The organism is Pseudomonas sp. CBZ-4, assembly GCF_000346755.1.
GTDB lineage: Bacteria > Pseudomonadota > Gammaproteobacteria > Pseudomonadales > Pseudomonadaceae > Aquipseudomonas.
This window is the reverse complement of the sequence record NZ_ANNV01000009.1, coordinates 17,070-41,627: the sequence shown is the minus strand read 5'-3', so window position 1 is coordinate 41,627 and position 24,558 is coordinate 17,070. Positions and strand designations below refer to the sequence as shown.

Sequence of the window (24,558 nt, the reverse complement as noted above, 5' to 3'; positions counted from 1 at the left end):
CCGAATTTTAAGGACACACAGATAATGGCTATCGAAATCAAAGCCCCGTCATTCCCGGAATCGGTTGCCGATGGCACCGTTGCCACCTGGCACAAGAAACCAGGCGAGGCCGTCAAGCGTGACGACCTGATCGTCGACATCGAGACCGACAAAGTCGTGCTGGAAGTGTTGGCCGAGGCTGACGGCGTACTGGGCGCAATCGTGGCTGAAGAGGGCGCTACCGTCCTGTCGAACCAGGTGCTGGGTTCGATCGAAGAGGGCAGCGCTGCTGCCGCTGCTCCAGCCGCCGCTGCACCGGCTGCTTCGGCTCCTGCTGCCGCTCCGGCTGCTGGCGCTGAAGACCCGATCGCTGCTCCAGCCGCGCGTCAACTGGCTGAAGAAAACGGCATCAACCTGGCTTCCATCAAAGGCACCGGCAAAGACGGCCGCGTGACCAAGGAAGACGTGGTTGCTGCTGTTGAAGCGAAGAAAAACGCTCCAGCCGCCGCACCGGCCAAGGCTGCTGCCCCGGCTGCCGCTGCGCCTGTGTTCGCTGCTGGCGACCGCACCGAGAAGCGCGTACCGATGACCCGCGTTCGTGCCACCGTGGCCAAGCGCCTGGTTGAAGCACAGTCGAACATGGCGATGCTGACCACCTTCAACGAAGTCGACATGACCGAAGTCATGGCCCTGCGTTCGAAGTACAAGGATCTGTTCGAGAAGTCCCACAACGGCGTGCGCCTGGGCTTCATGTCGTTCTTCGTGAAAGCGGCCACCGAAGCGCTGAAACGCTTCCCGGCCGTCAACGCTTCGATCGACGGCAGCGACATCGTTTATCACGGCTATGCAGATATCGGCGTTGCCGTGTCCAGCGACCGTGGCCTGGTAGTACCGGTTCTGCGTAACGCCGAGCTGATGAGCCTGGCTGAAATCGAAGGCGGCATCGCCGGCTACGGCAAGAAAGCCCGTGACGGCAAGCTGAGCATCGACGAGATGACCGGCGGTACGTTCACCATCACCAACGGTGGTACTTTCGGTTCGATGATGTCGACCCCGATCGTCAACCCGCCGCAAGCTGCGATCCTGGGCATGCACAACATCATCCAGCGTCCGATGGCCATCAACGGCCAAGTCGTGATCCGCCCGATGATGTACCTGGCACTGTCCTACGATCACCGCCTGATCGATGGTAAAGAAGCCGTGACGTTCCTGGTGACCATCAAGAACCTGCTGGAAGACCCGGCTCGCCTGCTGCTGGATATCTGATATAAGCAGCTGCAAGTTGCGAGCTACAAGCTGTAGGAAAAAGCAGCTTGGCTTGCGGCTTGCGGCTAAAAGCTTGTCGCAAATAGAGGATCTATTTTCATGACACAGAAATTTGACGTCGTAGTGATTGGTGCAGGCCCTGGCGGCTACGTTGCCGCGATCAAGGCCGCACAACTGGGCCTCTCGACTGCTTGCATCGAAAAATACACCGACAAGGAAGGCAAACTGGCGCTGGGCGGTACTTGCCTGAACGTCGGTTGCATTCCTTCCAAGGCGCTGCTGGACAGCTCCTGGAAATTCCACGAAGCCCAAGACGGCTTCGCGATCCACGGCATCAACCATGCTGGCGTGACCATGGACGTGCCAGCAATGGTCGGCCGTAAAGCCAACATCGTTAAGGGCCTGACTTCCGGCGTTGCGACCTTGTTCAAGGCCAACGGCGTGACTTCCCTGCAAGGCCACGGCAAGCTGCTGGCCGGCAAGAAAGTTGAAATCACCAAGCCAGACGGTTCGACCGAAATCATCGAAGCCGAGAACGTGATCCTGGCACCAGGTTCGCGCCCAATCGACATTCCACCGGCTCCAGTCGACAACAACGTGATCGTTGATTCGACCGGTGCCCTGGAATTCCAGGCTGTACCTAAGCGTCTGGGCGTGATCGGCGCTGGCGTGATCGGCCTGGAACTGGGTTCGGTATGGTCCCGCCTGGGCGCTGAAGTGACTGTTCTGGAAGCCCTGGACACGTTCCTGCTGGCTGCCGACACCGCTGTCTCCAAGGAAGCGCTGAAAACCCTGACCAAACAAGGCCTGGACATCAAACTGGGCGCTCGCGTGACCGGTTCGAAAGTCAACGGCGAAGAAGTTGTGGTCAACTACACCGACAAGGATGGCGAAAAAACCATCACTTTCGACAAGCTGATCGTAGCCGTTGGTCGCCGTCCAGTGACCACCGACCTGCTGGCCGCTGACAGCGGCGTGAGCCTCGACGAGCGCGGCTACGTGCACGTTGACGATCACTGCGCAACCTCCGTGCCTGGCGTCTACGCCATTGGTGACGTGGTTCGCGGCATGATGCTGGCGCACAAGGCTTCCGAAGAAGGCATCATGGTTGTCGAGCGCATCAAGGGCCACAAAACCCAGATGAACTACGACCTGATCCCATCGGTTATCTACACCCACCCGGAAATTGCATGGGTCGGCAAGAACGAACAGCAGTTGAAAGCTGAAGGCGTTGAAGTTAACGTCGGCACCTTCCCGTTTGCCGCTTCTGGCCGTGCCATGGCAGCGAACGACACCGGTGGTTTTGTCAAAGTCATCGCTGATGCCAAGACTGACCGCGTATTGGGCGTCCACGTGATTGGCCCGAGCGCTGCAGAACTGGTTCAGCAAGGCGCGATCGGTATGGAATTCGGCACCAGTGCCGAGGACCTGGGCATGATGGTCTTCTCCCATCCGACCCTGTCCGAAGCGTTGCACGAAGCGGCGTTGGCAGTGAATGGCGGCGCCATCCACATCGCCAACCGCAAGAAGCGCTAAGCGAGATAATAAGAAACCACGGCGGAGTTGCCCGTCGTGAGCCTTGCGCGCAAGACTCACCGCGGAATATCCGCTGGACGCAGCCTTGCGCAGCTTTACGGGCCTTGAGCCCCGCAAGTTGCGCAAGCAGCAGTCACAGGTGGCGCGGCACTCATAATGAGCGCAGCGCCGAATGCGCAGTACCTAACGAAGACGGTAAAAAGCATGAATCTTCACGAGTATCAGGGTAAGCAGCTGTTCGCTGAATACGGCCTGCCAGTATCCCAGGGTTTCGCAGTCGACACCCCGGAAGCAGCAGCAGAAGCTTGCGACAAAATCGGTGGTACCGAGTGGGTTGTCAAAGCCCAGGTCCACGCTGGTGGTCGCGGTAAAGCGGGCGGCGTTAAGCTGGTTCGCAGCAAAGAAGACGCCAAGGCCTTCGCACAGCAGTGGCTGGGCAAGCGTCTGGTGACTTACCAGACTGATGCCAATGGCCAGCCAGTCACCAAGATCCTGGTTGAATCGTGCACTGATATCGCTAAAGAGCTGTACCTGGGCGCTGTCGTTGACCGTTCGAGCCGTCGCATCGTGTTCATGGCTTCCACCGAAGGTGGCGTGGACATCGAGAAGATCGCCCATGACACCCCAGAAAAAATTCTGAAAGCCACTATCGATCCACTGGTTGGCGCTCAGCCATTCCAGGGTCGCGAGCTGGCTTTCCAGCTGGGTCTGGAAGGCAAGCAAGTTGCCCAGTTCGCCAAGATCTTCGTAGGTCTGGCCAAACTGTTCCAGGATCACGATCTGGCCCTGCTGGAAGTGAACCCGCTGGTGATCAAGGCTGACGGCGATCTGCATTGCCTCGACGCCAAGATCAACATCGACGCCAACGCCATGTACCGTCAGCCTAAGCTGAAGACTTTCCACGATCCGTCGCAAGACGATCCGCGCGAAGCGCACGCTGCCAAGTTCGAACTGAACTACGTAGCCCTGGAAGGTAACATCGGTTGCATGGTCAACGGTGCTGGCCTGGCCATGGGTACCATGGACATCGTCAACCTGCATGGCGGCAAACCAGCCAACTTCCTCGACGTGGGCGGTGGTGCTACCAAAGAACGCGTAACCGAAGCCTTCAAGATCATCCTGTCCGACTCCAACGTCGCTGCAGTACTGGTCAACATCTTCGGCGGCATCGTTCGTTGCGACATGATTGCCGAAGGCATCATCGGTGCAGTGAAAGAAGTCGGCGTGAAAATCCCGGTTGTTGTTCGCCTTGAAGGCAACAACGCTGAACTGGGCGCTAAAGTACTGGCAGAAAGCGGTTTGAACATCATCGCGGCTACCAGCCTGACCGACGCTGCTCAACAAGTTGTTAAAGCTGCGGAGGGCAAATAATGAGCGTCCTGATCAATAAAGACACCAAAGTTATCTGCCAGGGCATTACCGGTTCCCAAGGTAGTTTCCACACCCAGCAAGCCATCGAGTACGGCACCAAGATGGTTGGTGGTGTAACTCCTGGCAAAGGCGGCACCGAGCACCTGGGCCTGCCAGTGTTCAACACCGTGAAAGACGCTGTAGCTGCCACTGGCGCCACCGCCAGCGTGATCTACGTTCCAGCTCCTTTCTGCAAGGACTCGATCCTGGAAGCAGCCTTCGGCGGCATCAAGCTGATCGTTTGCATCACCGAAGGCATTCCTACCCTGGACATGCTGGACGCTAAAGTTAAGTGCGACGAGCTGGGCGTAGTCCTGATCGGCCCTAACTGCCCAGGCGTGATCACTCCAGGCGAATGCAAGATCGGCATCATGCCAGGTCACATTCACTTGCCAGGTAAAGTCGGTATCGTTTCCCGTTCCGGCACCCTGACCTACGAAGCTGTTAAGCAGACTACTGACGCCGGTTTCGGTCAGTCGACTTGCGTCGGCATCGGCGGTGACCCGATCCCAGGTTCGAACTTCATCGACATCCTGAAACTGTTCCAGGAAGACCCGAAGACCGAAGCGATCGTGATGATCGGTGAGATCGGCGGTTCGGCTGAAGAAGAAGCGGCTGCCTACATCAAGGCACACGTGACCAAGCCGGTTGTTTCCTACATCGCTGGTGTGACTGCCCCTGCTGGCAAGCGCATGGGCCATGCTGGCGCAATCATCTCTGGCGGCAAAGGCACTGCAGACGAGAAATTCGCTGCACTGCAAGACGCAGGCGTTAAAACCGTGCGTTCGCTGGCAGACATCGGCAAGGCCCTGGCCGAGCTGACTGGTTGGGCTGTCAAGTAAGCCTCGCGCTTAGCTGACGCGTTACCAAGCAAAGGCCACCTTCGGGTGGCCTTTGTGCTTTCTGGGTTTACCCATTTGTTGTGGGATCTACTCGGTCAAATGTGGGAGCTGGCTTGAACTTGCCTGCGATAGCGGTGTGTCAGCCAACACATTTGGCACAGACAGATCGCTATCGCAGGCAAGCCGGCTCCCACAGGGGAATGTATTGCCACGTTAAGTATGAAAACGCGACATTTGAATGTCGGTTATCGGACAGTGCGCCCCGCAACAGTGCGTTTGTCAGCCAAATTCTGTAACCTAGCCGCCTCTTTATGCGTGTGCCTCCCAAAAGGAAGCCCCGCGCTAGACCGGTCGGCCCCCATCAGGGCTGGCAGTATTTCCCTCATCCATAGGGAATCCCTCTCTAAATTCCGATTCAGTAGTGTGGTATTTCCCGAAATGAAAGTGTTGAAAAGCCAGGATATCCTGGCGTTGGGCTTTATGACCTTTGCCCTGTTCGTGGGCGCCGGCAACATCATCTTCCCGCCTATCGTTGGTTTGCAGTCCGGGCCTCATGTCTGGATGGCAGCGCTGGGCTTCCTGATCACCGCAGTGGGTTTGCCGGTGGTCACCGTGATCGCCCTGGCCAAGGTCGGCGGCGGCATGGACGCGTTGAGCAGCCCGATCGGCAAGATCGCCGGTGGCCTGCTCGCGGCGGCGGCGTATCTGGCGGTAGGGCCGCTGTTCGCCACCCCGCGTACCGCGACCGTGTCCTTTGAAGTGGGCCTGGCGCCGCTGACTGGCGAAAGCCCGCTGGCGCTGTTCCTCTACAGCTCGGTGTACTTCCTGGTGGTGTTCTTCGTTTCCCTGTACCCAGGTCGACTCCTGGATACCGTGGGTCGCTTCCTCGCCCCACTGAAGATCATCGCCTTGGCGATCCTCGGTATCGCTGCATTCGCCTTGCCGGCCGGTGACGTGGGTGTCGCTACCCCGGAATATGTGGCCGCGCCGTTTTCCCAAGGCTTTATCCAGGGCTACCTGACCATGGATACCCTGGGCGCCCTGGTGTTTGGCATCGTGATCGTCAATGCCATCCGCTCCCGTGGCGTCGAGTCGCCCAAGCTCATCACCCGTTACGCCATCATTGCGGGCTTGATTGCCGGCGTGGGCCTGGCCCTGGTGTACTTCAGCCTGTTCCGCCTGGGCTCGGGCAGCCATGCCGTTGCCGCCGGCGCGACCAACGGCGCAGCGGTGCTGCATGCTTACGTGCAGCACACCTTCGGTTCCCTGGGCAGCGGTTTCCTGGCCGTGTTGATCTCCCTGGCGTGCCTGGTCACTGCCGTAGGCCTGACCTGTGCCTGCGCCGAGTACTTCAGCCGTGTCCTGCCGCTTTCCTACAAGACTCTGGTGGTGATCCTGGCGCTGTTCTCGCTGTTCGTGTCCAACCTGGGCCTGACCAAGCTGATCGCGTTCTCGATCCCGGTACTGACGGCGATCTACCCGCCGTGCATCGTGCTGGTGGCCTTGAGCTTCTGCAAAGACTTCTGGAATGAACAGGGCCGCATTGTCGGCCCGGTGATGCTGGTGTCGTTCATCTTTGGTTGCATCGATGCGCTCAAAGGCGCTGGCCTGGCCGACTGGATGCCGGCGCAATTGGCGCATCTGCCGCTGAGCGAGCAGGGCCTGGCGTGGCTGGTGCCGTCGTTTTTGACCCTGGTGGTGGCGTTTGGGGTTGATCTGCTGCTCGGCAAGCGCAGTGAAGCGATCGCTTGATCGGCTAAAAGGCGCTACCGAAATGCCCCGTATCAATCGATACGGGGCATTTTTTTTGGTTGTCAGGCAGTGTCTTTTCGCTTGGGCTAACGTCGAACAGGTTAAGAAAATTTCAAGTTGAAACGCAGTCAGTGTGGGAGCTGGCTTGCCTGCGATAGCGGTATGCCAGTTAACTCAGCAGTGACTGAACAGACGCCATCGCAGGCAAGCCAGCTCCCCCATTGATCGCGCTCGTCATAGGGGCCCGCATGTCGTTCATCGAAACCAATCTGATCCACCTGCTTGCCGCGCTCTGGTTCGTCTTGTGCTGGGGCGGCTACACCCGTTATGCCACCTGGAAAGCACGGGACACGGCTTGCCTGGCCAGCGTGCTGCACCTGTATCGCGAAGACTGGATGCGCCGCATGCTGATGCGCGACAACCGCATCGCCGACGCCAGCGTGATCGGCAACCTGGAGCGGAACGCCTCGTTCTTCGCCTCCAGCACCTTGATCATCCTTGCCGGTATTCTCACCGTGCTCGGGGCCTCGGAGCGGGCGGTGTCGTTGCTGGCGGACATTCCCATGGTGCAGCAGGCGTCCCAGGGCATGTCGGAGATCAAGTTGCTGTGCCTGGCACTGGTGTTTGTCTACGCCTTCTTCACCTTCAGCTGGTGCATGCGCCAGTACAACTTCGCGGCCGTGCTGGTGGGTTCGGCACCGATGATCGGTGAGCGGCATGTGTCGGAGCAGGAGCGCAAGGCGTTCGCCCTGCGGGCGGCGCGGGTGATTTCCATGGCGGCCAACCAGTTCAACTTTGGCCTGCGCTCTTATTATTTTGGCATGACCATGTTGGCGTGGTTTGTCAGCCCCTGGTTGTTCATGTTGATGAGCAGCGGGGTGGTGTTGGTGCTTTACCGCCGGGAGTTTCATTCCGACGTATTGCAAGTGATGGTGTATACGCAGACCGACACGCCGCTGCCAGAGGCGGTAAAAGAGGCGGTTTAACTAACGCTTCAAGTAAAAACGGCAGACAAAGTAAAGCCCGCTATCTAAGCGGGCTTTCTTTTTGCAGCAGTGCTATTGCTAGCCGCGGTCTCAAGAACCGGTGGCTGGTGTAGCAGGTGCAGCTTCTTTTGCAGCGGCGGCGTTCGATTCAGCCTGAGCTTTGGCAGCTTCGGCGTTTTCTTTCGCAGCGTCGTTCACTTTATCCTGAGCCTTCGCCATGTCTTTCTGAGCTTGCTCGGAATGTGCAGCGGCGTCTTGGGCTTTGTCTTCGGATTTTTTGTCGCAGGCAGCGAGACCGAGGGCAGCAGCGAGCATCATGGAAATAGCTAAAGTCTTGCGCATGGGGTGTTTCTCCTTATTGAAGATATCTACTGGCCTTTCGAGCATGGGGCTCCGGCATTAGTTCCTTTTGTTTCACAGATATATAAACCGCTGACTTAAAGGAACTTTTGCCCGCGCCACCGATTTTGTCGATCCACACTAATAAGAGTCCCGAACGAATGACCGAAAACCCTTTGTTAGAGCGCGCGACGCGCTTTGTATCGGCCTTGCGCCATTGCCAGGTGTTGGGTATTACCGCTTATCACGCGAGCGGGGAGGGCATCACGTTGATCATGCCCTACGCCCCCCATCTCGTCGGTGATCCCAATACCGGTGTGATCCATGGTGGCGCCTTGACCTCCCTGATGGACACCGCCTGCGGCATGGCGACCTTATGTGTCTTGCCCGAGTTCGAGGTGTGCCCGACCCTCGACCTGCGTATCGACTACATGCACCCGGCCGAGCCCCATAAACCCGTGTTTGGCTTCGCCCAATGCTACCGCGTCACCACCGACGTGATTTTCACCCGTGGCTTCGCCTACCAGGACGATCCACAGCAGCCCATCGCCCATGTAGTGGGCACGTTCATGCGTATGGGCAAGCGTCTCAAGGGCACGCAAGGACTGGGCAGCGCGATCAAGGGAGAGCAGGCATGACACATCGATTCAAGACCCGCCTGGAACAGGCCCATGCGCGCGGCAACTACGACGAACTGCTGGGCCTGATCCCCTACGCCAAGCTGATCGGCATCGAATGCACCCGCCTCGGGGATGAGCTGCTGTTTCGCCTGCCGGCAAGCAAGGACAATATTGGTAACCCGATATTGCCGGCGCTCCACGGCGGGGTGATTGCCGGCTTTATGGAGCTGTCGGCGGCGCTGCACCTGCTGGTATTCACCGGTGCGCCGGGCCTGCCGAAAATCATCGACTTCTCCCTGGATTACCTGCGCGCCGGGCAGTTTCGCGACACTTACGCCAAATGCCAGGTGTGGCGCCAAGGCCGGCGGGTGGCGAATGTCGCGATCACCGCCTGGCAGAGCACGGCGGCGGAACCGATTGCCACGGCTCGCGCGCATTTCAAGATCGAGGAACCAAGCCGCCCTTGAAATCCTGGCCTTAGCCCCCAACTTGGATGACAACCCGCCGCCAATCATTGAGAACGCGGCCACTGCCATCCAATTGGAGTTTGATGACCATGAGCGTGGAAACTCAAAAGGAAACCCTGGGCTTCCAGACCGAGGTGAAGCAACTGCTGCACCTCATGATCCATTCGCTGTATTCCAACAAGGAAATCTTCCTTCGCGAATTGATCTCCAACGCCTCTGACGCTGTCGACAAATTACGTTTCGAAGCCCTGTCCAAGCCTGAGTTGCTGGAAGGCGGCGCCGAACTGAAAATCCGTGTGAGCTTCGACAAGGACGCCAAGACCGTCACCCTCGAAGACAGCGGCATCGGCATGAGCCGTGAAGACGCGATTACCCACCTGGGCACCATCGCCAAATCCGGCACCGCTGATTTCATGAAGAGCCTGTCGGGCGACCAGAAGAAAGATTCGCACCTGATCGGCCAGTTCGGCGTGGGCTTCTACTCGGCCTTTATCGTTGCCGACAGGGTTGAAGTGTTCAGCCGTCGCGCCGGCCTCGACGCCAGCCAGGGCGTGCACTGGTCGTCCAAAGGTGAGGGCGAATTTGAAATCGCCACTATCGACAAGGCTGACCGTGGCACCCGCATCGTGCTGCACCTCAAAGCCGCTGAAGATGAGTTCGCCGACGGCTACCGCCTGCGCAACATCATCAAGAAGTATTCCGACCATATCGCTTTGCCCATCGAGCTGCCGAAAGAACAGGCTGTTGCCGAAGGTGAAGAAAAACCTGCCCAGGAATGGGAAGTGATCAACCGCGCCAGCGCTCTGTGGACCCGTCCTCGTACCGAAGTCAAAGACGAGGAATACCAGGAGTTCTACAAGCACATCGCCCATGACTACGAGAACCCGCTGAGCTGGAGCCACAACAAGGTCGAAGGCAAGCTGGAATACAGCTCGCTGCTCTACGTACCGGCCCGCGCGCCGTTCGACCTGTACCAGCGTGAAGCGCCGAAGGGCCTCAAACTCTACGTGCAGCGCGTGTTCGTGATGGACCAGGCGGAATCCTTCCTGCCGCTGTACCTGCGCTTTATCAAAGGCGTGGTCGACTCCAATGACCTGTCGCTGAACGTGTCGCGGGAAATCCTGCAGAAAGACCCGATCATCGACTCCATGAAGTCGGCGCTGACCAAGCGCGTGCTCGACATGCTGGAAAAGCTGGCGAAGAACGAGCCTGAGCAATACAAGGGCTTCTGGAAAAACTTCGGTCAGGTCATGAAAGAAGGCCCGGCTGAAGATTTCGCCAACAAGGAAAAAATCGCCGGCCTGCTGCGCTTTGCTTCGACCCACGAAGAGGGCGGCGAGCAGGTGGTGTCCCTGGCCGAGTACCTGGCCCGCGCCAAGGAAGGTCAGGACAAGATCTACTACCTGACCGGCGAAACCTACGCCCAGGTCAAGAACAGCCCGCACCTGGAAGTCTTCCGCAAGAAAGGCATCGAAGTGCTGCTGCTGACCGACCGTATCGACGAGTGGCTGATGAGCTACCTCAGCGAGTTCGACGGCAAGTCGTTCGTCGACGTGGCCCGTGGTGACCTGGACCTGGGTAACCTGGACTCCGCAGAAGAGAAGAAGGAAGCCGAAGAAGTCGCCAAGGCCAAAGAAGGCCTGGTTGAACGAATCAAGACCGCCCTGGGCGATGCCGTCAGTGAAGTGCGGGTTTCCCACCGTCTGACCGATTCCCCGGCGATCCTGGCCATCGGCGAGCAGGACCTGGGCATGCAGATGCGCCAGATCCTCGAAGCCAGCGGGCAGAAGGTTCCAGATTCCAAGCCGATCTTCGAATTCAACCCGGCTCACCCGCTGATCGAGAAACTCGATGGCGAGCAGAGCGAAGAGCGGTTTGGCGACCTGTCGCACATCCTCTTCGACCAGGCGGCCCTGGCCGCTGGCGACAGCTTGAAGGACCCGGCCGCCTACGTGCGCCGCCTGAACAAGCTGTTGGTTGAACTGTCGGTCTGACACCGTTGTAGAAAAGCCCGCTTCGGCGGGCTTTTTCGTTCTCGTGCACCTCAACTGGAGTAAATGATGAGCCAAGTCACTGTGCGTTCCGTGGTCTATCAGCTTGATGGCCAGTCCTACGAAAGCCGCCTGGCGTTCGATGCCAGCCACCAGGGCCCGCTGCCGGGCCTGTTGATGGCGCCGAACTGGATGGGGGTGAGTGCGGGTGCCGAAGAGATCGCCAAGAGCGTGGCCAGTAAAGGCTACGTGGTGCTGATCGCCGACCTGTACGGGCAAACCGTGCGTCCGTCGAATGGCGATGAAGCCGGCGCGGCGATGATGCCGTTGAAGAATGACAATCCGGAACTGCTCAAGCGCATGCAGGCGGCCTTTGCACAACTGCAGGCCCAGGCCGAGGTGGATACGGCGAAGCTGGCGACCTTTGGTTTCTGCTTCGGTGGTTTCTGCTCGCTGGAGCTGGCGCGTACCGGTGCACCGCTGAAGGCTGCCGTATCGTTCCACGGCACCATCGACACCCAGAACCCGGCAGGTGCCAAGCACATCCAGGGGTCAGTGCTGGTGCTGCATGGCGCGTCCGATCCATTGGTGCCGAGAGAGCAACTGCCAGCGTTTGAAGCAGAAATGAACGCGGCTGGGGTGGATTGGCAATTGCTGAGCTACGGCGGCGCGGTGCATTCCTTCACCGACCCGCACGCCAATGTGCCGGGCAAGATGATGTACGACGCGAAGACGGCCAAGCGGGCGTTCAAGTCGATGCATGATTTGTTGGATGAAGTGTTCGCGGGCTGATTTTTCGGCGCCTGTACTGGCCTCATCGCAGGCAAGCCAGCTCCCACATTTGAATGCGTTCACAAATCAAAATGTGGGAGTGTTTCAGGGCTGATTTTTTTGGCCCTATTGCAGGCAAGCCAGCTCCCACATTTGAATGTGTTCACAAATCAAAATGTGGGAGCGGGCTTGCCCGCGATGGCTATCTCACCGGCAACTCAATCCTTTCAGATTCCCCCAGCACCGTCGGCCAATCCCCCGCCGCCCAACGCTGCCTTGCCTGCTCGATCACCGCCGGATCACTCGCCACGAAATTCCAATTGATCCGCCGCGGCCCATCCAATGGCGCACCGCCGAACACCACCAGATGGCACTCCGTCTCGGCAAACAGCGCCATCTCCTGACCCTGTGGCAACACCACCAGGCTGTGTACCTCCAGCGGCTCACCGTCCAGTTGCGCTTCGCCGTCCAGCACATACACCGCCCGTTCCTCATGCTCGTCAGGAATCAGCAGGGTGGTGGCCGTCTGCATCCGCACTTCGGCATACAGGGTCGGCGACAGCACCGGCACCGGTGACTTCAGGCAGAAGCCATTGCCCGCGATCAGGCGAACCTGTACCCCCAGGTTGTCACTGAGCGGCAGACTCGCCGCCGGGTGATGGCTGTAGTGGCCCGGCCCGGTCTCGTGATCCTTGGGCGACGCCAGCCATACTTGCAGGCCGTGCAGGCTGAATCCTGCGGCCTTGACGGCCTCGGGCGTGCGTTCGACGTGGGCAATCGCGCTGCCGGCGGTCATCCAGCTGACGTCGCCGGCCTGCACCACCTGGTCCGAACCCAGGCTGTCCTTGTGCTGCAAGGCGCCTTCGAACAGGTAGGTGAGGGTAGACAGGCCAATATGCGGGTGCTGGCGGATATTCATGCCGCTGCCCGGCGCATAGCGGGTTGGCAGCATATGGTCGAAAAACACGAAAGGCCCGACGCTGCGGCATTCGCGCGAGGGCAGCGGGCGCAGGATCGGCTGGCCTTCCACGTCTTCGGGGCGTGGGCGGATCACGGTAAGGGGGGTCATGGCAGGTCCCAGTCTGAGCGGGTTAGATGGCGTTGAGCATAACCCGCTCGCCGGGATGTTGCTGCTACTGGCTGAAGGCGCCTTCCGACAAGGTGGTGTCGATGCTGATCTCGGCGGTGGTCATCAGCTTGTGCACCGGGCAACGGTCGGCCACGCGATGCAGCTCGTCGCGCTGGGCATCGGTGAGCACGCCTTTGAGGGTCAGCTTGACGTTGAGCTTGTATTTGCCTTTTTGCTCTTCGGTGGCGTCGTGGGTGACTTCCACGGTCACGCCGGTGAGCGGGATGTCCTTTTTCTGCGCGTAGAGCTTCACGGTCAAGGCTTTGCAGGAGGCGAGGGCGGCGTCGAAGTAGTCGTGAGGGGAAGGCGCCGAGTCATCGCCACCCAGGCTCTTGGGCAGGTCGGTGAACAGCTCGTGGTGGTTGATATTCACGCTGTGGCGAAAGTTGTCGTGGTTGAGCGTATTGACGGTAACGGGCATGGCAAACCTCACAAGATGGGCAGGATGAAGGTCATGCAGTTATAGAGCATGGGCGCGTGCGGGTGTTCCCTGTTTTCTACAATCAGTTTCGTCGCGATTGTGCTAGGGGTTTATATCGCGTTTTCGTCTTACGCAAAGTGGCGCAAGGGCCGATACCTTCAAGAGCAGCCAGCTGCAAATGGATGCAGCGCATTTGGAAGGAACCAAGGCATGAGTATCAGAAGTCTGAATATCGCCCCGCGCGCCGGCCTGGGCTTTGGTGTGTTGGCGTTGATGGTGTTCGCGTTGGGCGGCTTCGCCCTGTTGCAGATGGCCAATATGCGCCAGCAGTCGGACCAGGTGGAGAACAACTGGCTACCCAGCGTGATGGCGGTGGGGGAGATGAGCCAGGACCTGTTGCGCGTGCGTGCGCTGACCCTGCGCCTGTTGCTCAACCGCGACCCCCAGGCGCTGGCACAGAACGAGCAGAAGCTCGGCGACCTCAAGAACGGCCTGCACCAGGCCCAGGGCTTGTACGAAGCGTTGATCGTGCTGCCCGAGGAGCGCACGCTGTTCGACCGCTTCAAGGCCCAGGAGCTGCAATACCTGCAACGTCAGGAGCAGGTGATGGGTTTTTCCAAGGCCGATCAACTGGACGATGCGATCAAGGTGGTCAACGGTGAGATGAATCGCCTTGCCGACGAAATGGCCGTCACCCTGCATGACCTGGTCAACCTCAACAAAACCAATGCCAACCTGGCCGCCAGCGTGGCGCAGAGTGTGTTCAGCCAGTCGCGCAGCTGGGTGGTGGGCATGATTGCCCTGACAGCGCTGATCACCATCGGCCTGGCCGTGTGGCTGACCCGCAGCATCGTGCTGCCCCTGGCGCAGTCGCTGAAAGTCGCCCAGGGCGTGGCCAGCGGCGATTTGACCGGCGAGATCAACATCACCGGCAAGGACGAGCCCGCGCGGTTGCAGCAAGCGCTCAAGGGCATGCAGGAACACCTGCGGGACACCATCCGGCAGATCGCCGAATCGTCGAACCAACTGGCCTCCGCCTCCGAGGAACTCAGCTGCGTGACCGAGGATGCCACCCGTGGCCTGCACCAGCAGAACCAGGAAATCGAGCAGGCGGCGACGGCGGTCAATCAGATGACGGCAGCGGTGGAGGAGGTGGCGAGCAACGCGGTGGCCACGTCCCAGGCGTCTCGCGAGTCCGACCGCATCGCCCAACAGGGGCGCGAGCAGGTGCAGCAGACGGTGGTGTCAATCGAGGCGCTGGCCTCGGATGTGACCGCCAACGCCACGCAGGTCGAGGACTTGGCGCAAAAGGTCTATGGCATCAGCAAGGTGTTGGATGTGATTCGTTCGATTGCCGAGCAGACCAACCTGTTGGCGCTCAACGCGGCCATCGAAGCGGCACGGGCCGGGGACGCCGGGCGCGGGTTTGCGGTGGTGGCCGATGAAGTGCGGGCGCTGGCCCATCGCACACAGCAGTCGACCCAGGAAATCGAGCTGATGATCAGCGGGATCCAGCAGGGCACCGATCAAGCGGTCAGTTCCATGCAGCACAGCAACACGCGGGCACACGCCACGCTGGATATCGCTAAATCGGCGGGGACAGCGTTGGAGGCGATTGCGTCAGCGTTTACCCTGATCAATGAGCGCAACCTGGTGATCGCCAGTGCGTCAGAGCAGCAGGCGGCGGTGGCGCGGGAGGTGGATCGCAACCTGATGAATATTCGTGATCTGGCGCATCAGACGTCTACCGGGGCGAACCAGACGAGTGCGGCGAGCCAGGAGTTGTCGCGGTTGGCGGTGGACTTGAACACCCTGGTGGCGCGGTTTTCGGTGTAGGGCGGGAGGGCCCCATCGCAGGCAAGCCAGCTCCCACCTTTGAATGTATTCACAAATCAAAATGTGGGAGCTGGCTTGCCTGCGATGCAGGCGACTCGGTCCAGAAACCTTCACCCGTAAAAAAGCCCCGAACCAGTCGGGGCTTTTTCATGCAATCAAGCGACAGGTCTTACTTGCCCTGCCAGCGTTTCAGCACCAGGGTGGCGTTGGTGCCACCGAAGCCGAAGCTGTTGCTCATCACGGTGTCGATCTTGGCGTTTTCAACGGTCTTGAGCTGGATCGGCATGTCAGCGACGGCCGGGTCCAGTTCATCGATGTTGGCCGAGCCGGCAATGAAATTGCCTTCCATCATCAGCAGGCAGTAGATCGCTTCGTGAACGCCGGCGGCGCCCAGGGAGTGACCCGACAGGCTCTTGGTGGAGCTGATGGCCGGGGCCTTGTCGCCGAATACCGCACGCACGCCTTCCATTTCCTTGGCGTCGCCGACCGGAGTCGAGGTGCCGTGGGTGTTCAGGTAGTCGATTGGGGTATCCACGGTGGACATTGCCATCTGCATGCAGCGGATGGCGCCTTCACCGCTTGGCGCAACCATGTCGTAGCCGTCGGAAGTGGCGCCGTAACCGACGATTTCCGCGTAGATCTTGGCACCACGGGCCAGAGCGTGTTCCAGCTCCTCGACCACCACCATGCCGCCACCGCCGGCGATGACAAAACCGTCACGCTTGGCGTCGTAGGCGCGGGAGGCCTTTTCCGGGGTTTCGTTGTACTGGGTGGACAGTGCGCCCATGGCGTCGAACAGGAACGATTGGCTCCAATGTTCTTCTTCACCGCCGCCGGCGAACACGATGTCCTGCTTGCCCAACTGGATCTGCTCAACCGCAGTACCGATGCAGTGAGCACTGGTGGCGCAGGCAGAGGAGATCGAGTAGTTCACGCCCTTGATGGCAAATGGCGTGGCCAGGCAGGCCGAAACGGTGCTGCCCATGGTCCGTGTGACACGGTACGGGCCAACGCGCTTCACGCCTTTTTCGCGCAGGATGTCCAGCGCTTCCATCTGGTTGAGGGTCGATGCGCCGCCCGAACCGGCGATCAGGCCGGTGCGTACGTTGGAAACCTGGTCTTCGCTCAGGCCGGAGTCGGCGATGGCGTCTTTCATGGCCAGGTAGGCGTAGGCGGCAGCGTGGCCGACGAAGCGATAGATCTTGCGATCGATCAGTTCTTCGAGGGGCAGGTCGATGGAGCCGGAAACCTGGCTACGCAGACCCATTTCGGCATATTCCGGGTTGAAGCGGATGCCAGGGCGACTTGCACGCAGGTTAGCGGTGACGGTCTCTTTGTCATTGCCCAGGCAAGAAACGATGCCCAGACCAGTGATAACGACGCGGCGCATGCGGATAACCCTTAAAAGTTGTCAGTGGAAGTGAATACGCCGACACGAAGGCCATCGGCAGTATAGATCTCGCGACCGTCGACGCTCACCGAACCATCGGCGATGGCCAGGTTCAGCTTGCCCTTGAGGACGCGCTTGATTTGAATGTTGTAGGTGACTTTCTTGGCGGTCGGCAGGACCTGGCCAAAGAACTTCACTTCGCCCGAACCCAGGGCGCGACCGCGACCCGGCAGGCCTTGCCAGCCGAGGAAGAAACCGACCAGCTGCCACATGGCGTCAAGGCCCAGGCAGCCTGGCATCACAGGGTCGCCTTCGAAATGGCAGGCAAAGAACCACAGGTCCGGGGTGATATCCAGCTCGGCGACCAATTCACCTTTGCCGTACTTGCCACCCTCTTCGCTGATATGGGTGATGCGATCCACCATCAGCATGTTCGGGGCGGGCAGTTGCGCGTTACCTGGGCCGAACAGCTCACCGCGACTGCAGCGCAGCAGGTCTTCCCGGGTAAAGGCGTTTTGTTTGGTCATGCGAGCTCCTCAATAATCCCATGCGGCAGGGTAGGGTAAATCTTCCCGAACCGACTGAAGCGTTACGCCTCATACCGGCAGCCTACACATAGACTATTGCGTTGTAGTGAAAGTCACAGCGGCAAGGCACTGAATGTACACTTGTTCACTGAAATTTTAAACCGGGCCTGTTTATCGGTCCGTTTGGGTGCCTAAGACTGCCGCACTTTCGTCTTTCACGCCAGTCGGAGTTGGCTGATGGCGCGGCGCTATTGCACCCAACGTTGCAGGATTTGCTGCAAATCCGTGCGTTTGAATGGCTTGGCCAGGTAATCGTTCATTCCGGCGGCCAGGCAAGCTTCGCGGTCACCCTGCAAGGCGTTGGCAGTGAGGGCGATGATTGGCAGGTCGGCGCAGCCCGGCAACTGGCGAATCTGCCGGGTCGCCTCGTAGCCATCGATCAGCGGCAATCGGCAGTCCATCAGGATCGCGGTGAAAATCAGGCTTTCGGCACTGCGGATCGCCTCGGCGCCGTCGATGGCCAGGCTGACTTCAAAGCCCAGGCTGCGCAGCATGGCCTCAACCACGGTGCGGTTGACCGGGTTGTCCTCCACCAGCAACACATGGCGGCCATCGCCGGCGCTGCTTTTGCCTTCGGCGTCGGCGGCGGTCAGCGGCAAGTATTGCTGGTCGATGGCCAGGGGGATTTCCAGGGTAAACACCGAACCACGGTTTTCTTCGCTTTGCGCGCGCAACGTGCCGCCCATGCGTTCGGCCAGGGTGCGGGCGATGGGCAGGCCCAGGCCGGTGCCGCCGTAGCGTCGGGAGATGGAGCTGTCGGCCTGCTGGAACGCGTCGAACATCAGCTCCAGGCGCTCGGCCGAAATGCCAATGCCGCTGTCACGCACGGTGCAGGTGAACCACAGCAGTTCGTGGTCGAGGGGTTGCCACTGCGGCTCGATGGTCACGTTGCCCTGCTCGGTGAACTTCAAGGCGTTGCCGATCAGGTTCACCAGGATTTGCCGGATGCGGGTCGGGTCACCCTGCACTTGCAGGGCGGCCATGCCTGGCGGAATCAGCAGCTCCAACACCAGCCCGCGCTGCACGGCACTGTGCTGGAAGGCCTGGGCGCAGCTGTTGATCAGGTCGGCCAGGTTGAACGGAATGTGCTCCAGCTCCAAGGCAGCCCGCTCGATGCGCGAGAAGTCGAGGATGTCGTTGATAACCTTGAGCAAATGCTCGGTGGACTCGGAGGCCAGCGCCGCGTATTCGGTCTGCTCCTCGGTCATCTCGGTGGTTTCCAGCAGCTGCAACATGCCCAGTACGCCGTTCATCGGCGTGCGCAGCTCATGGCTCATCATCGCCAGGAAATCCGACTTGGCATTGTTCGCCCGTTCCGCCTCTTCACGGGTCTGGATCAACTGGGCCATGGCCTGATGTTGCTCGCGGCTGGCCTGGTTGAGGCCCTCGGCCAGGTTGTTGATATGCCGCGACAGGTCGCCCAGCTCCGAGTCATCGACAATCGGCAGCGGTGTCTTGTAGTCGCCTTGCTGGATCGCCTTGACCGCGTGGCCCATGGCGCTGATCGGCTGCGACAGGCTCGCGGCCAGGCGCCGCGCCAGCAGAAAGGTAAACAGCAGGGCAAACAGCGCCAGGATGCCCGCCTTGAAGAGGATTTCCTGCTGGCGCTGGCTGAACGCATCGTTGGACATGCCGACGATCACCCGCCCCAGGTAATCCGCGCGGGGCGCCTTGGGTTCGTTGAGGTTGTCCTGGAAGAAATCATTGCCCAGCTGGATGTGTTGCAGGCGGATCGGTGCCTGGAAGACTTTGACCGACAGCGACCGGTCATGGGTTTCCGACGGTTGTTCGACATACACCAGGATGTTCTCGGCGCTGTCCTGGATCTCCAGGAAGCGCACATGGGGCGTCGCCAATGTCGCACGCAACAGGCTCTCCAGCACATCGTTGTTGCCGGAGATCACCCCGTATTCGGTGGCGGGCGCCAGCTGGTTGGCGATCAGTTGGCCAGTGTGGTCCAGTTCCTGGCGCAAATCCTGGATACGCACGAAGGTAAAGAAGCTGATCAACAGCAACGTCAGCAACAGCGCCGGGCCCAGGGTGATGAGCTGGGTGCGGGTGTTGATATCCCAACGACGACGCAGGGTCATGGGCGTTTTTCTCCTTCGGCCAGCCGGGCGGCGATGTGGGCTTCATCCACCTCTTCGAGCCCCAGCGAGCGTGCGACTTGCGGGTTGCCCGCGACTTTGAAGTGTTCCGGGTACAGCGTGCGGGGCCAGGTGGCCGGTGGCTGGTCGAGCAGGCGGTCGAGCACTGCCAGCCAATCGCTCTGGTCGCTGTAGGTGCTGGCCAGGCTGCCGGCGCGGACGAATCCGGCATTGGGCCCCACCAGCGGCAATTGCCGGGCGTAGCTGCTCAGCAGCAGGTTCTTCGCGGTTTTCGGGTTGTAGAGTTGCGGGTCGTCGAGGCCGAGCAGCACATCACTGCTCTTGAACAGGTTTTGCAACGGGCGGCTGTCGTTGGTGTTGTCCCACAGCTGCGGCACCACTTCCAGGCCCATGGGCGTGGCGTATTCAATCAGCTCTCGCAGCAGGAATTCGCTGTCGGCCGCGTAGAGCACACCGATGCGCCGGGCCTGGGGCAGGATGCTGGCGATCAGGTGCAACTGGCGCGCGAGCGGTGGGTCGCTCCACAGCAGGCTGATCCTCGCCGGCACGTGGCTGCCGAGGCGTTGCCGGGCTTGCAGGCGGCTGATGCGCAGCACCAGGGTCGGCGGGCCCTGGGTGTCTTGCAGGCGCCAGTCGAGGCTGGCCAGGTCCAGCAGGATCAAGCGCGTGCCGGACGGCAGGTGGCTCGGTGCAGGCAAGTCCTTGAGCGGGGCGAAGGTCACGTGGTCGTCCGGACGTTCCTTGGCCAGCGCCTCGGTGAAGGCTTGCACACCCGCGCTGCCTTCGGCCGCGGTCAGCAGGATCTCGGCACTCCAGGTCGGTGCGGTGAACAGCAGGCACAGCAACAGCAAGGCGCGCTGCCATGACCGTGGCGTGCAGACGTGGGTCATCCTTGACTGGGCGCCCATGTCAGAACTCTAGCTCCGCACTGAAATAGAGCACGTGACGCGAGTCGTAGTGGTTGTCGGCCCAGGTGGTGGGCTGGTTGTCGAGGCGTTGTTGCAACATGCCGGCCAGCTCCACGTTGGCTTTGCCCAGGGCAATGCGCTTGGCCACCCGCAGGTCGACCCGTTCGAAGCGATATTGGTTGAGCGCATCGTCGCCATAATAGAACAGCGCGCTGGACCAGCCCCGGCCCCATTCCCGCAGCCAGCCGGCCGAGCCACTGTTGCGCGCGGTCTGGGCCTTGTCCCTGGGGTTGCTGGTGGTGGCGTCGACGTAAGCATAGGTCAGCCGCAGGCGGTCGGCGTTGCTCATGCGCCAATCGAACTGGGATTCGGCGCCGGTAAACCGCGAGCTGTTGGCGTTGCTGGCAATGTACTGGTTATTGCGCAGCGGCGAACTGATCATCTCGGTGATCTCGTCGTAGAACAGCTTCACGTCCAGGTTCAGCCCGAGGTCGGCGAAGAAGCCGTTGTAGCCCAGTTCCCGCGAGCGCATCAGCTCTTTGTCGAGGTTGCCCGGGCCGCGTGTCACCACAAAGTACTGGCCGGTGTTCTGCCCGTAGGCTGGTGAACTGAGGTTGGTGACGCGGTAGCTCCAGTTGACGTTGTTCTCGAACATGTCCGGCGAGCGGATCGCCTCGGAATACACCGCGCGCAAACCGTGGCGCGGGTTGATCAGGTAGTTGACCGCGACTCGTGGCGTCAGCGAGCTGCCGCTCAGGTGGGTGTCTTCGAACATCGCCCCGCCCTGCAACAGCCAGTGCTCGCTGGCGCGCCATTCCAGTTGGCCGAACAGGCGCCAGGTGGTGTCGTCCAGGGTGCCGTTGAAGTAGGTGTCGGAGTCGGCGCGGTCATAGCGATAATTCACACCGCTGACCAGGCGCAGGCTGTCGGACAGGCTCAGGGTGTCCTGAATCTCCAGGTCGTAACGGCTTTCGCGGGTGCTTTGGTTGATGTCGCCGCACACGCTCTGGTGGGCACCGTCGCGCCACTGGTCCAGGACCTGGTTGCCCAGCGCTTGCTCGTCGGCGCTGCCCGGCGGCGCGACGCCCTGGCTGTAGCTGTCCATGTGCCGCGCCAGCTGTTCGGCGTAGTTGGGGTTGAGTTGCCACAATCGGGTCAGCTCGGGGCTGAACGAGACCTTGGCGTCGCAGGCCTTCCAGATCTGCTGGCGATCCCACTGTTGCGCCGAGCCCTGGATATACAGGCTGTGTTCGGGATTGAAATCGAAGTTCCAGCGCAGGGACGCGGCGTAGTCCTTGGCCGCGACGTCGGAATTGTTGCCACCTTCGGTAATCCCGGCGAATACCGGTGTGTAGGTATAGGGCCGCTGGTTGGTCCCTTCCTTCGCGTTGAGTTGCCAGTCGATGCTTTGCTGCGCGTTCAACGTCTGGCTCACGGCCAGGCTGAAGCGGTTGAGGCGGCGGCTGTCACGGCGGTCGGCGCCGGCGGCATCGCTGTCAAAGCCGTCGTCTTGTTGCCCCGACAGGGACAAACGCAAGTCGCCGGTGTCCCAGCGCACGCCCTGGCTGGCGTAGAAGTCGTTGATCCCGCGCCCACCGCGGATGACTTTCACCCGCGTGCCCTGGCTGTTGGCCGGCGAGCGCGTGAGGATATTGACCACCGCCATCAGCGCGTTGGCGCCGTAGCTCACGGTGTTCGGGCCACGGAACACCTCGATGCGCTCGATATCTTCCATGGCCACTGGAATGTCGCTCCAGTCCACGGTCGCCAGGCCCGCGCGGTACACCGAGCGCCCGTCGATCAACACCTGCATGCGCCGCGCATCGCTGGCACTGGTGCCGTGGTAGTTCACCGCCGCCTGATTGCCGGTGGTGTAGCCGACCATCATCCCCGGCACCAGGCGCAGCAGTTCGCTGATGTCCCGCGCGCCGCTGGCCTTGATCAACTCGCTGTCGATCACCGTCATGCTGCCCGGCACGGCGGCGGCCGATTGCTTGAGGCGCGTGGCGGTCAGTACCTGTGGCAGCGGTTGGCTGTCGAGGAACAGATCGTCGGCCAGCACCGTGCCGCTGCACAGCAGCATCAACAGCAGAGATGAACGGGGAGAGGGGCCCAAATGCACGGAACGGCCTTGATAATTGCGGATAGCCGCCCATGTTAACTGAGGTCGGGCCATTTGCCAGTCGTAGGACTTGCAATTACTTCACACAGACGTGGCATTTTCTGACAAACCCACGAATTGACGCGGGGGCTGGCCGCAAGCGGGTCGCTCCGTATAATGCGGCCATCGCCACTGGTATGGATTAACGGATTGCATATGACTGAACAGCGCCCTATTGCGGTCCTCGGAGGCGGAAGTTTTGGCACCGCCGTGGCTAACCTGCTGGCCGAAAACGGCCACGCGGTGCGCCAGTGGATGCGTGATCCCGAGCAGGCCGAGGCCATCCGGGTAAACCGCGAAAACCCTCGTTACCTTAAAGGCATCAAAATCCACGCGGCCGTCGAACCCGTGACGGACTTGCTGGCGACCCTGACGGACTGCGACCTGTGCTTCGTCGCGCTGCCGTCCAGCGCCCTACGCTCGGTCCTGGCGCCCCATGCCGAACGCCTGGCCGGCAAGCTGCTGGTCAGCCTGACCAAGGGCATCGAGGCGCAGACCTTTATGCTGATGAGTGAAATCCTCACCGAGATCGCGCCCCAGGCGCGCATTGGCGTGTTGTCCGGGCCGAACCTGGCGCGGGAAGTCGCCGAGCACGCGTTGACCGCCACGGTGATCGCCAGTGAAGACGAAGAGCTGTGCGAGCGGGTCCAGGCCGTGCTGCATGGCCGCACCTTCCGCGTCTACGCCAGTGGCGACCGCTTTGGTGTCGAACTGGGCGGCGCGTTGAAAAACGTCTACGCGATCATCGCCGGCATGGCGGTGGCGCTGGGCATGGGCGAAAACACCAAGAGCATGCTGATCACCCGTGCGCTGGCCGAGATGACCCGTTTTGCAGTGAACCAGGGCGCCAACCCGATGACCTTCCTCGGGCTGGCCGGCGTGGGCGACTTGATCGTCACCTGCTCGTCGCCGAAAAGCCGCAACTACCAGGTCGGTTTCGCCCTGGGCCAGGGCTTGAGCCTGGAAGACGCGGTGACGCGCCTGGGCGAAGTGGCCGAAGGCGTCAACACCCTCAAGGTGCTGAAGGCCAAGGCCCAGGAAGTCGGCGTGTATATGCCGTTGGTCGCCGGGTTGCACGCGATCCTGTTTGAAGGGCGCACCTTGAACCAGGTCATCGAGTTGTTGATGCGCGCCGAACCGAAAACCGATGTCGACTTTATTTCCACCAGTGGTTTCAACTGAGGAACGCGTCATGAACGATCCGAAAGCAGCGCCCAAGTACGAATCCATTGTGTTGCGCATCCTCTGGATGCTGGTGTTTGCCCTGGTGTGGCAGGTCGCGCAGTTCCTGCTCGGCGCCTTGGTGGTGGTGCAACTGATCTACCGCCTGGTGTACGGCGCGCCCAACCTGGGCCTGATGAACTTTGGCGACAGCCTCAGTCAGTTCCTCGCGCAGATCGGCCGCTTCGGCAGCTTCCACACCGAGCAAAAGCCGTGGCCGTTCGCCGATTGGCCAACCCCGCGCGCACCGGAGGGCGAAGCCGCCCACAGCGTGCCGCCGGCACCGCACCCGGTGCGCGATGAAGAGCCAAAACTGTGAAGCTGTGGATTCTGCGCCACGGTGAGGCCGAAGGGCATGCCCGCACGGATGCCGAGCGCAACCTCACCGAACATGGCCGTGGCGAAGTGTTGCGCAGTGCTGCGCACCTGATCGGCCAGCCCCTCAGTGCAATCATCGCCAGCCCCTATGTGCGGGCGCAGCAGACCGCACAACTGGTGCGCCAGGCCCTCGGTTTTGAACCGGAGATCCGCACGGTGCCGTGGCTGACCCCCGAGGGCAACCCGCTGCAAGTGCTGGAACAGCTCGACACCGATGACAACGTGCTGCTGGTCAGCCATCAGCCGTTGGTGGGCAGCCTGATCAGCTTTTTGCAGCATGGCCATCAGCGCCAACCGCAACCGATGCACACCGCGAGCCTCGCGGAACTGGAAGGGGATTTTCCGCTGGCGGGGCTGATGAGCCTGGTCAGCGTGAAGAGTCCGTAGGCTGGATCGCTGCTTTGTGTGTGCTATATAGTCAGCCAAGCAAGTGCTTGGTTGGCTATGATCGGACCACACA

The 24,558-nt window shown here is 60.8% G+C and carries 22 protein-coding genes; 14 read left to right on the top strand and 8 right to left on the bottom strand.

Going from position 1 to position 24,558, the window contains the following annotated elements:
- Positions 1-24 precede the first annotated feature (24 nt).
- From odhB to B348_RS0101120, 6 genes are all read left to right on the top strand, one after another.
- Positions 25-1,245, top strand: coding sequence for a 2-oxoglutarate dehydrogenase complex dihydrolipoyllysine-residue succinyltransferase (gene odhB / locus B348_RS0101145; protein ID WP_017734335.1), 1,221 nt, complete (start codon positions 25-27; stop codon positions 1,243-1,245).
- Between the two features lie 99 nt (positions 1,246-1,344).
- A complete protein-coding gene (lpdA, locus tag B348_RS0101140; protein WP_017734334.1) occupies positions 1,345-2,781 on the top strand; it encodes a dihydrolipoyl dehydrogenase in 1,437 nt (478 codons plus the stop codon).
- 204 nt (positions 2,782-2,985) lie between these two features.
- Complete coding sequence (sucC, locus tag B348_RS0101135) at positions 2,986-4,152, top strand: ADP-forming succinate--CoA ligase subunit beta (RefSeq protein ID WP_017734333.1); 1,167 nt, start codon at positions 2,986-2,988, stop codon at positions 4,150-4,152.
- Entirely contained in the window at positions 4,152-5,033 is an 882-nt protein-coding gene (gene sucD, locus B348_RS0101130; protein WP_003172813.1) for a succinate--CoA ligase subunit alpha, read from the top strand. Before sucC ends, sucD begins: the two co-directional genes overlap by 1 nt.
- 438 nt (positions 5,034-5,471) lie before the next feature.
- Positions 5,472-6,785 carry a branched-chain amino acid transport system II carrier protein gene (gene brnQ, locus B348_RS0101125; protein ID WP_017734332.1) on the top strand — a complete coding sequence of 438 codons (1,314 nt, stop codon included), beginning with the start codon at positions 5,472-5,474 and terminating at the stop codon, positions 6,783-6,785.
- 248 nt (positions 6,786-7,033) lie between these two features.
- Positions 7,034-7,771, top strand: coding sequence for a DUF599 domain-containing protein (locus tag B348_RS0101120; protein WP_017734331.1), 738 nt, complete (start codon positions 7,034-7,036; stop codon positions 7,769-7,771).
- Between the two features lie 90 nt (positions 7,772-7,861).
- On the opposite strand, the gene B348_RS0101115 is transcribed toward B348_RS0101120, so the two are convergent.
- Entirely contained in the window at positions 7,862-8,113 is a 252-nt protein-coding gene (locus B348_RS0101115) for a hypothetical protein (protein ID WP_026136463.1), read from the bottom strand.
- A gap of 158 nt (positions 8,114-8,271) precedes the next feature.
- Here B348_RS0101115 and B348_RS0101110 point away from each other — a divergent pair, with 158 nt between their 5' ends.
- The 4 genes from B348_RS0101110 to B348_RS0101095 all read left to right on the top strand — a co-directional run bounded on the left by B348_RS0101110 (position 8,272) and on the right by B348_RS0101095 (position 11,980).
- The gene (locus tag B348_RS0101110) at positions 8,272-8,748 is read left to right on the top strand and encodes a PaaI family thioesterase (protein WP_017734329.1); all 477 of its coding nucleotides are present in this window, start codon (positions 8,272-8,274) and stop codon (positions 8,746-8,748) included.
- Entirely contained in the window at positions 8,745-9,197 is a 453-nt protein-coding gene (locus tag B348_RS0101105; protein WP_017734328.1) for a PaaI family thioesterase, read from the top strand. The genes B348_RS0101110 and B348_RS0101105 overlap by 4 nt, the downstream gene beginning before the upstream one ends.
- 89 nt (positions 9,198-9,286) lie before the next feature.
- Positions 9,287-11,191: a molecular chaperone HtpG gene (htpG, locus tag B348_RS0101100; RefSeq protein WP_026136462.1), complete on the top strand. Its 1,905-nt coding sequence runs from the start codon at positions 9,287-9,289 to the stop codon at positions 11,189-11,191.
- 66 nt (positions 11,192-11,257) lie between these two features.
- Complete coding sequence (locus tag B348_RS0101095) at positions 11,258-11,980, top strand: dienelactone hydrolase family protein (protein ID WP_017734326.1); 723 nt, start codon at positions 11,258-11,260, stop codon at positions 11,978-11,980.
- Between the two features lie 181 nt (positions 11,981-12,161).
- Here the strand turns inward: B348_RS0101095 and B348_RS0101090 are convergent, their stop codons facing one another.
- Both B348_RS0101090 and B348_RS0101085 read right to left on the bottom strand, forming a co-directional pair.
- Entirely contained in the window at positions 12,162-13,028 is an 867-nt protein-coding gene (locus B348_RS0101090; protein ID WP_017734325.1) for a pirin family protein, read from the bottom strand.
- Between the two features lie 64 nt (positions 13,029-13,092).
- Positions 13,093-13,509 carry an OsmC family protein gene (locus tag B348_RS0101085; protein WP_017734324.1) on the bottom strand — a complete coding sequence of 139 codons (417 nt, stop codon included), beginning with the start codon at positions 13,507-13,509 and terminating at the stop codon, positions 13,093-13,095.
- Between the two features lie 210 nt (positions 13,510-13,719).
- On the opposite strand from B348_RS0101085, the gene B348_RS0101080 reads away from it, so the two are divergent.
- The gene (locus B348_RS0101080; RefSeq protein WP_017734323.1) at positions 13,720-15,345 is read left to right on the top strand and encodes a methyl-accepting chemotaxis protein; all 1,626 of its coding nucleotides are present in this window, start codon (positions 13,720-13,722) and stop codon (positions 15,343-15,345) included.
- 169 nt (positions 15,346-15,514) lie between these two features.
- Here B348_RS0101080 and fabB read toward each other — a convergent pair whose 3' ends face one another.
- The 5 genes from fabB to B348_RS0101055 all read right to left on the bottom strand — a co-directional run bounded on the left by fabB (position 15,515) and on the right by B348_RS0101055 (position 22,460).
- Positions 15,515-16,735: a beta-ketoacyl-ACP synthase I gene (gene fabB / locus B348_RS0101075; RefSeq protein WP_017734322.1), complete on the bottom strand. Its 1,221-nt coding sequence runs from the start codon at positions 16,733-16,735 to the stop codon at positions 15,515-15,517.
- An 11-nt stretch (positions 16,736-16,746) separates the two neighbouring features.
- Positions 16,747-17,262: a 3-hydroxyacyl-[acyl-carrier-protein] dehydratase FabA gene (gene fabA, locus B348_RS0101070; protein ID WP_017734321.1), complete on the bottom strand. Its 516-nt coding sequence runs from the start codon at positions 17,260-17,262 to the stop codon at positions 16,747-16,749.
- 248 nt (positions 17,263-17,510) lie between these two features.
- A complete protein-coding gene (locus B348_RS0101065) occupies positions 17,511-19,412 on the bottom strand; it encodes an ATP-binding protein (protein WP_017734320.1) in 1,902 nt (633 codons plus the stop codon).
- On the bottom strand, positions 19,409-20,338 hold the full coding sequence (locus tag B348_RS0101060; protein ID WP_026136461.1) for an ABC transporter substrate-binding protein: 930 nt from the start codon (positions 20,336-20,338) through the stop codon (positions 19,409-19,411). The genes B348_RS0101065 and B348_RS0101060 overlap by 4 nt, the downstream gene beginning before the upstream one ends.
- A 1-nt stretch (position 20,339) precedes the next feature.
- The gene (locus B348_RS0101055) at positions 20,340-22,460 is read right to left on the bottom strand and encodes a TonB-dependent receptor plug domain-containing protein (RefSeq protein ID WP_371105850.1); all 2,121 of its coding nucleotides are present in this window, start codon (positions 22,458-22,460) and stop codon (positions 20,340-20,342) included.
- Positions 22,461-22,655: 195 nt separating this feature from the next.
- Here B348_RS0101055 and B348_RS0101050 point away from each other — a divergent pair, with 195 nt between their 5' ends.
- Genes B348_RS0101050 through sixA form a run of 3 tightly spaced genes read left to right on the top strand, consistent with a single transcriptional unit; the run spans position 22,656 to position 24,485 of the window.
- On the top strand, positions 22,656-23,681 hold the full coding sequence (locus tag B348_RS0101050; RefSeq protein ID WP_017734317.1) for an NAD(P)H-dependent glycerol-3-phosphate dehydrogenase: 1,026 nt from the start codon (positions 22,656-22,658) through the stop codon (positions 23,679-23,681).
- 10 nt (positions 23,682-23,691) lie between these two features.
- Entirely contained in the window at positions 23,692-24,039 is a 348-nt protein-coding gene (locus B348_RS0101045) for a DUF4389 domain-containing protein (protein WP_017734316.1), read from the top strand.
- The gene (gene sixA / locus B348_RS0101040; protein WP_017734315.1) at positions 24,036-24,485 is read left to right on the top strand and encodes a phosphohistidine phosphatase SixA; all 450 of its coding nucleotides are present in this window, start codon (positions 24,036-24,038) and stop codon (positions 24,483-24,485) included. The genes B348_RS0101045 and sixA overlap by 4 nt, the downstream gene beginning before the upstream one ends.
- Positions 24,486-24,558 lie beyond the last annotated feature (73 nt).

Coding starts and splice junctions, on each gene's coding strand:
- odhB (WP_017734335.1), top strand. CDS start 25: ATGGCTATCGAAATCAAAGCCCCGTCATTCCCGGAATCGGTTGCCGAT.
- lpdA (WP_017734334.1), top strand. CDS start 1,345: ATGACACAGAAATTTGACGTCGTAGTGATTGGTGCAGGCCCTGGCGGC.
- sucC (WP_017734333.1), top strand. CDS start 2,986: ATGAATCTTCACGAGTATCAGGGTAAGCAGCTGTTCGCTGAATACGGC.
- sucD (WP_003172813.1), top strand. CDS start 4,152: ATGAGCGTCCTGATCAATAAAGACACCAAAGTTATCTGCCAGGGCATT.
- brnQ (WP_017734332.1), top strand. CDS start 5,472: ATGAAAGTGTTGAAAAGCCAGGATATCCTGGCGTTGGGCTTTATGACC.
- B348_RS0101120 (WP_017734331.1), top strand. CDS start 7,034: ATGTCGTTCATCGAAACCAATCTGATCCACCTGCTTGCCGCGCTCTGG.
- B348_RS0101115 (WP_026136463.1), bottom strand. CDS start 8,113: ATGCGCAAGACTTTAGCTATTTCCATGATGCTCGCTGCTGCCCTCGGT.
- B348_RS0101110 (WP_017734329.1), top strand. CDS start 8,272: ATGACCGAAAACCCTTTGTTAGAGCGCGCGACGCGCTTTGTATCGGCC.
- B348_RS0101105 (WP_017734328.1), top strand. CDS start 8,745: ATGACACATCGATTCAAGACCCGCCTGGAACAGGCCCATGCGCGCGGC.
- htpG (WP_026136462.1), top strand. CDS start 9,287: ATGAGCGTGGAAACTCAAAAGGAAACCCTGGGCTTCCAGACCGAGGTG.
- B348_RS0101095 (WP_017734326.1), top strand. CDS start 11,258: ATGAGCCAAGTCACTGTGCGTTCCGTGGTCTATCAGCTTGATGGCCAG.
- B348_RS0101090 (WP_017734325.1), bottom strand. CDS start 13,028: ATGACCCCCCTTACCGTGATCCGCCCACGCCCCGAAGACGTGGAAGGC.
- B348_RS0101085 (WP_017734324.1), bottom strand. CDS start 13,509: ATGCCCGTTACCGTCAATACGCTCAACCACGACAACTTTCGCCACAGC.
- B348_RS0101080 (WP_017734323.1), top strand. CDS start 13,720: ATGAGTATCAGAAGTCTGAATATCGCCCCGCGCGCCGGCCTGGGCTTT.
- fabB (WP_017734322.1), bottom strand. CDS start 16,735: ATGCGCCGCGTCGTTATCACTGGTCTGGGCATCGTTTCTTGCCTGGGC.
- fabA (WP_017734321.1), bottom strand. CDS start 17,262: ATGACCAAACAAAACGCCTTTACCCGGGAAGACCTGCTGCGCTGCAGT.
- B348_RS0101065 (WP_017734320.1), bottom strand. CDS start 19,412: ATGACCCTGCGTCGTCGTTGGGATATCAACACCCGCACCCAGCTCATC.
- B348_RS0101060 (WP_026136461.1), bottom strand. CDS start 20,338: ATGGGCGCCCAGTCAAGGATGACCCACGTCTGCACGCCACGGTCATGG.
- B348_RS0101050 (WP_017734317.1), top strand. CDS start 22,656: ATGACTGAACAGCGCCCTATTGCGGTCCTCGGAGGCGGAAGTTTTGGC.
- B348_RS0101045 (WP_017734316.1), top strand. CDS start 23,692: ATGAACGATCCGAAAGCAGCGCCCAAGTACGAATCCATTGTGTTGCGC.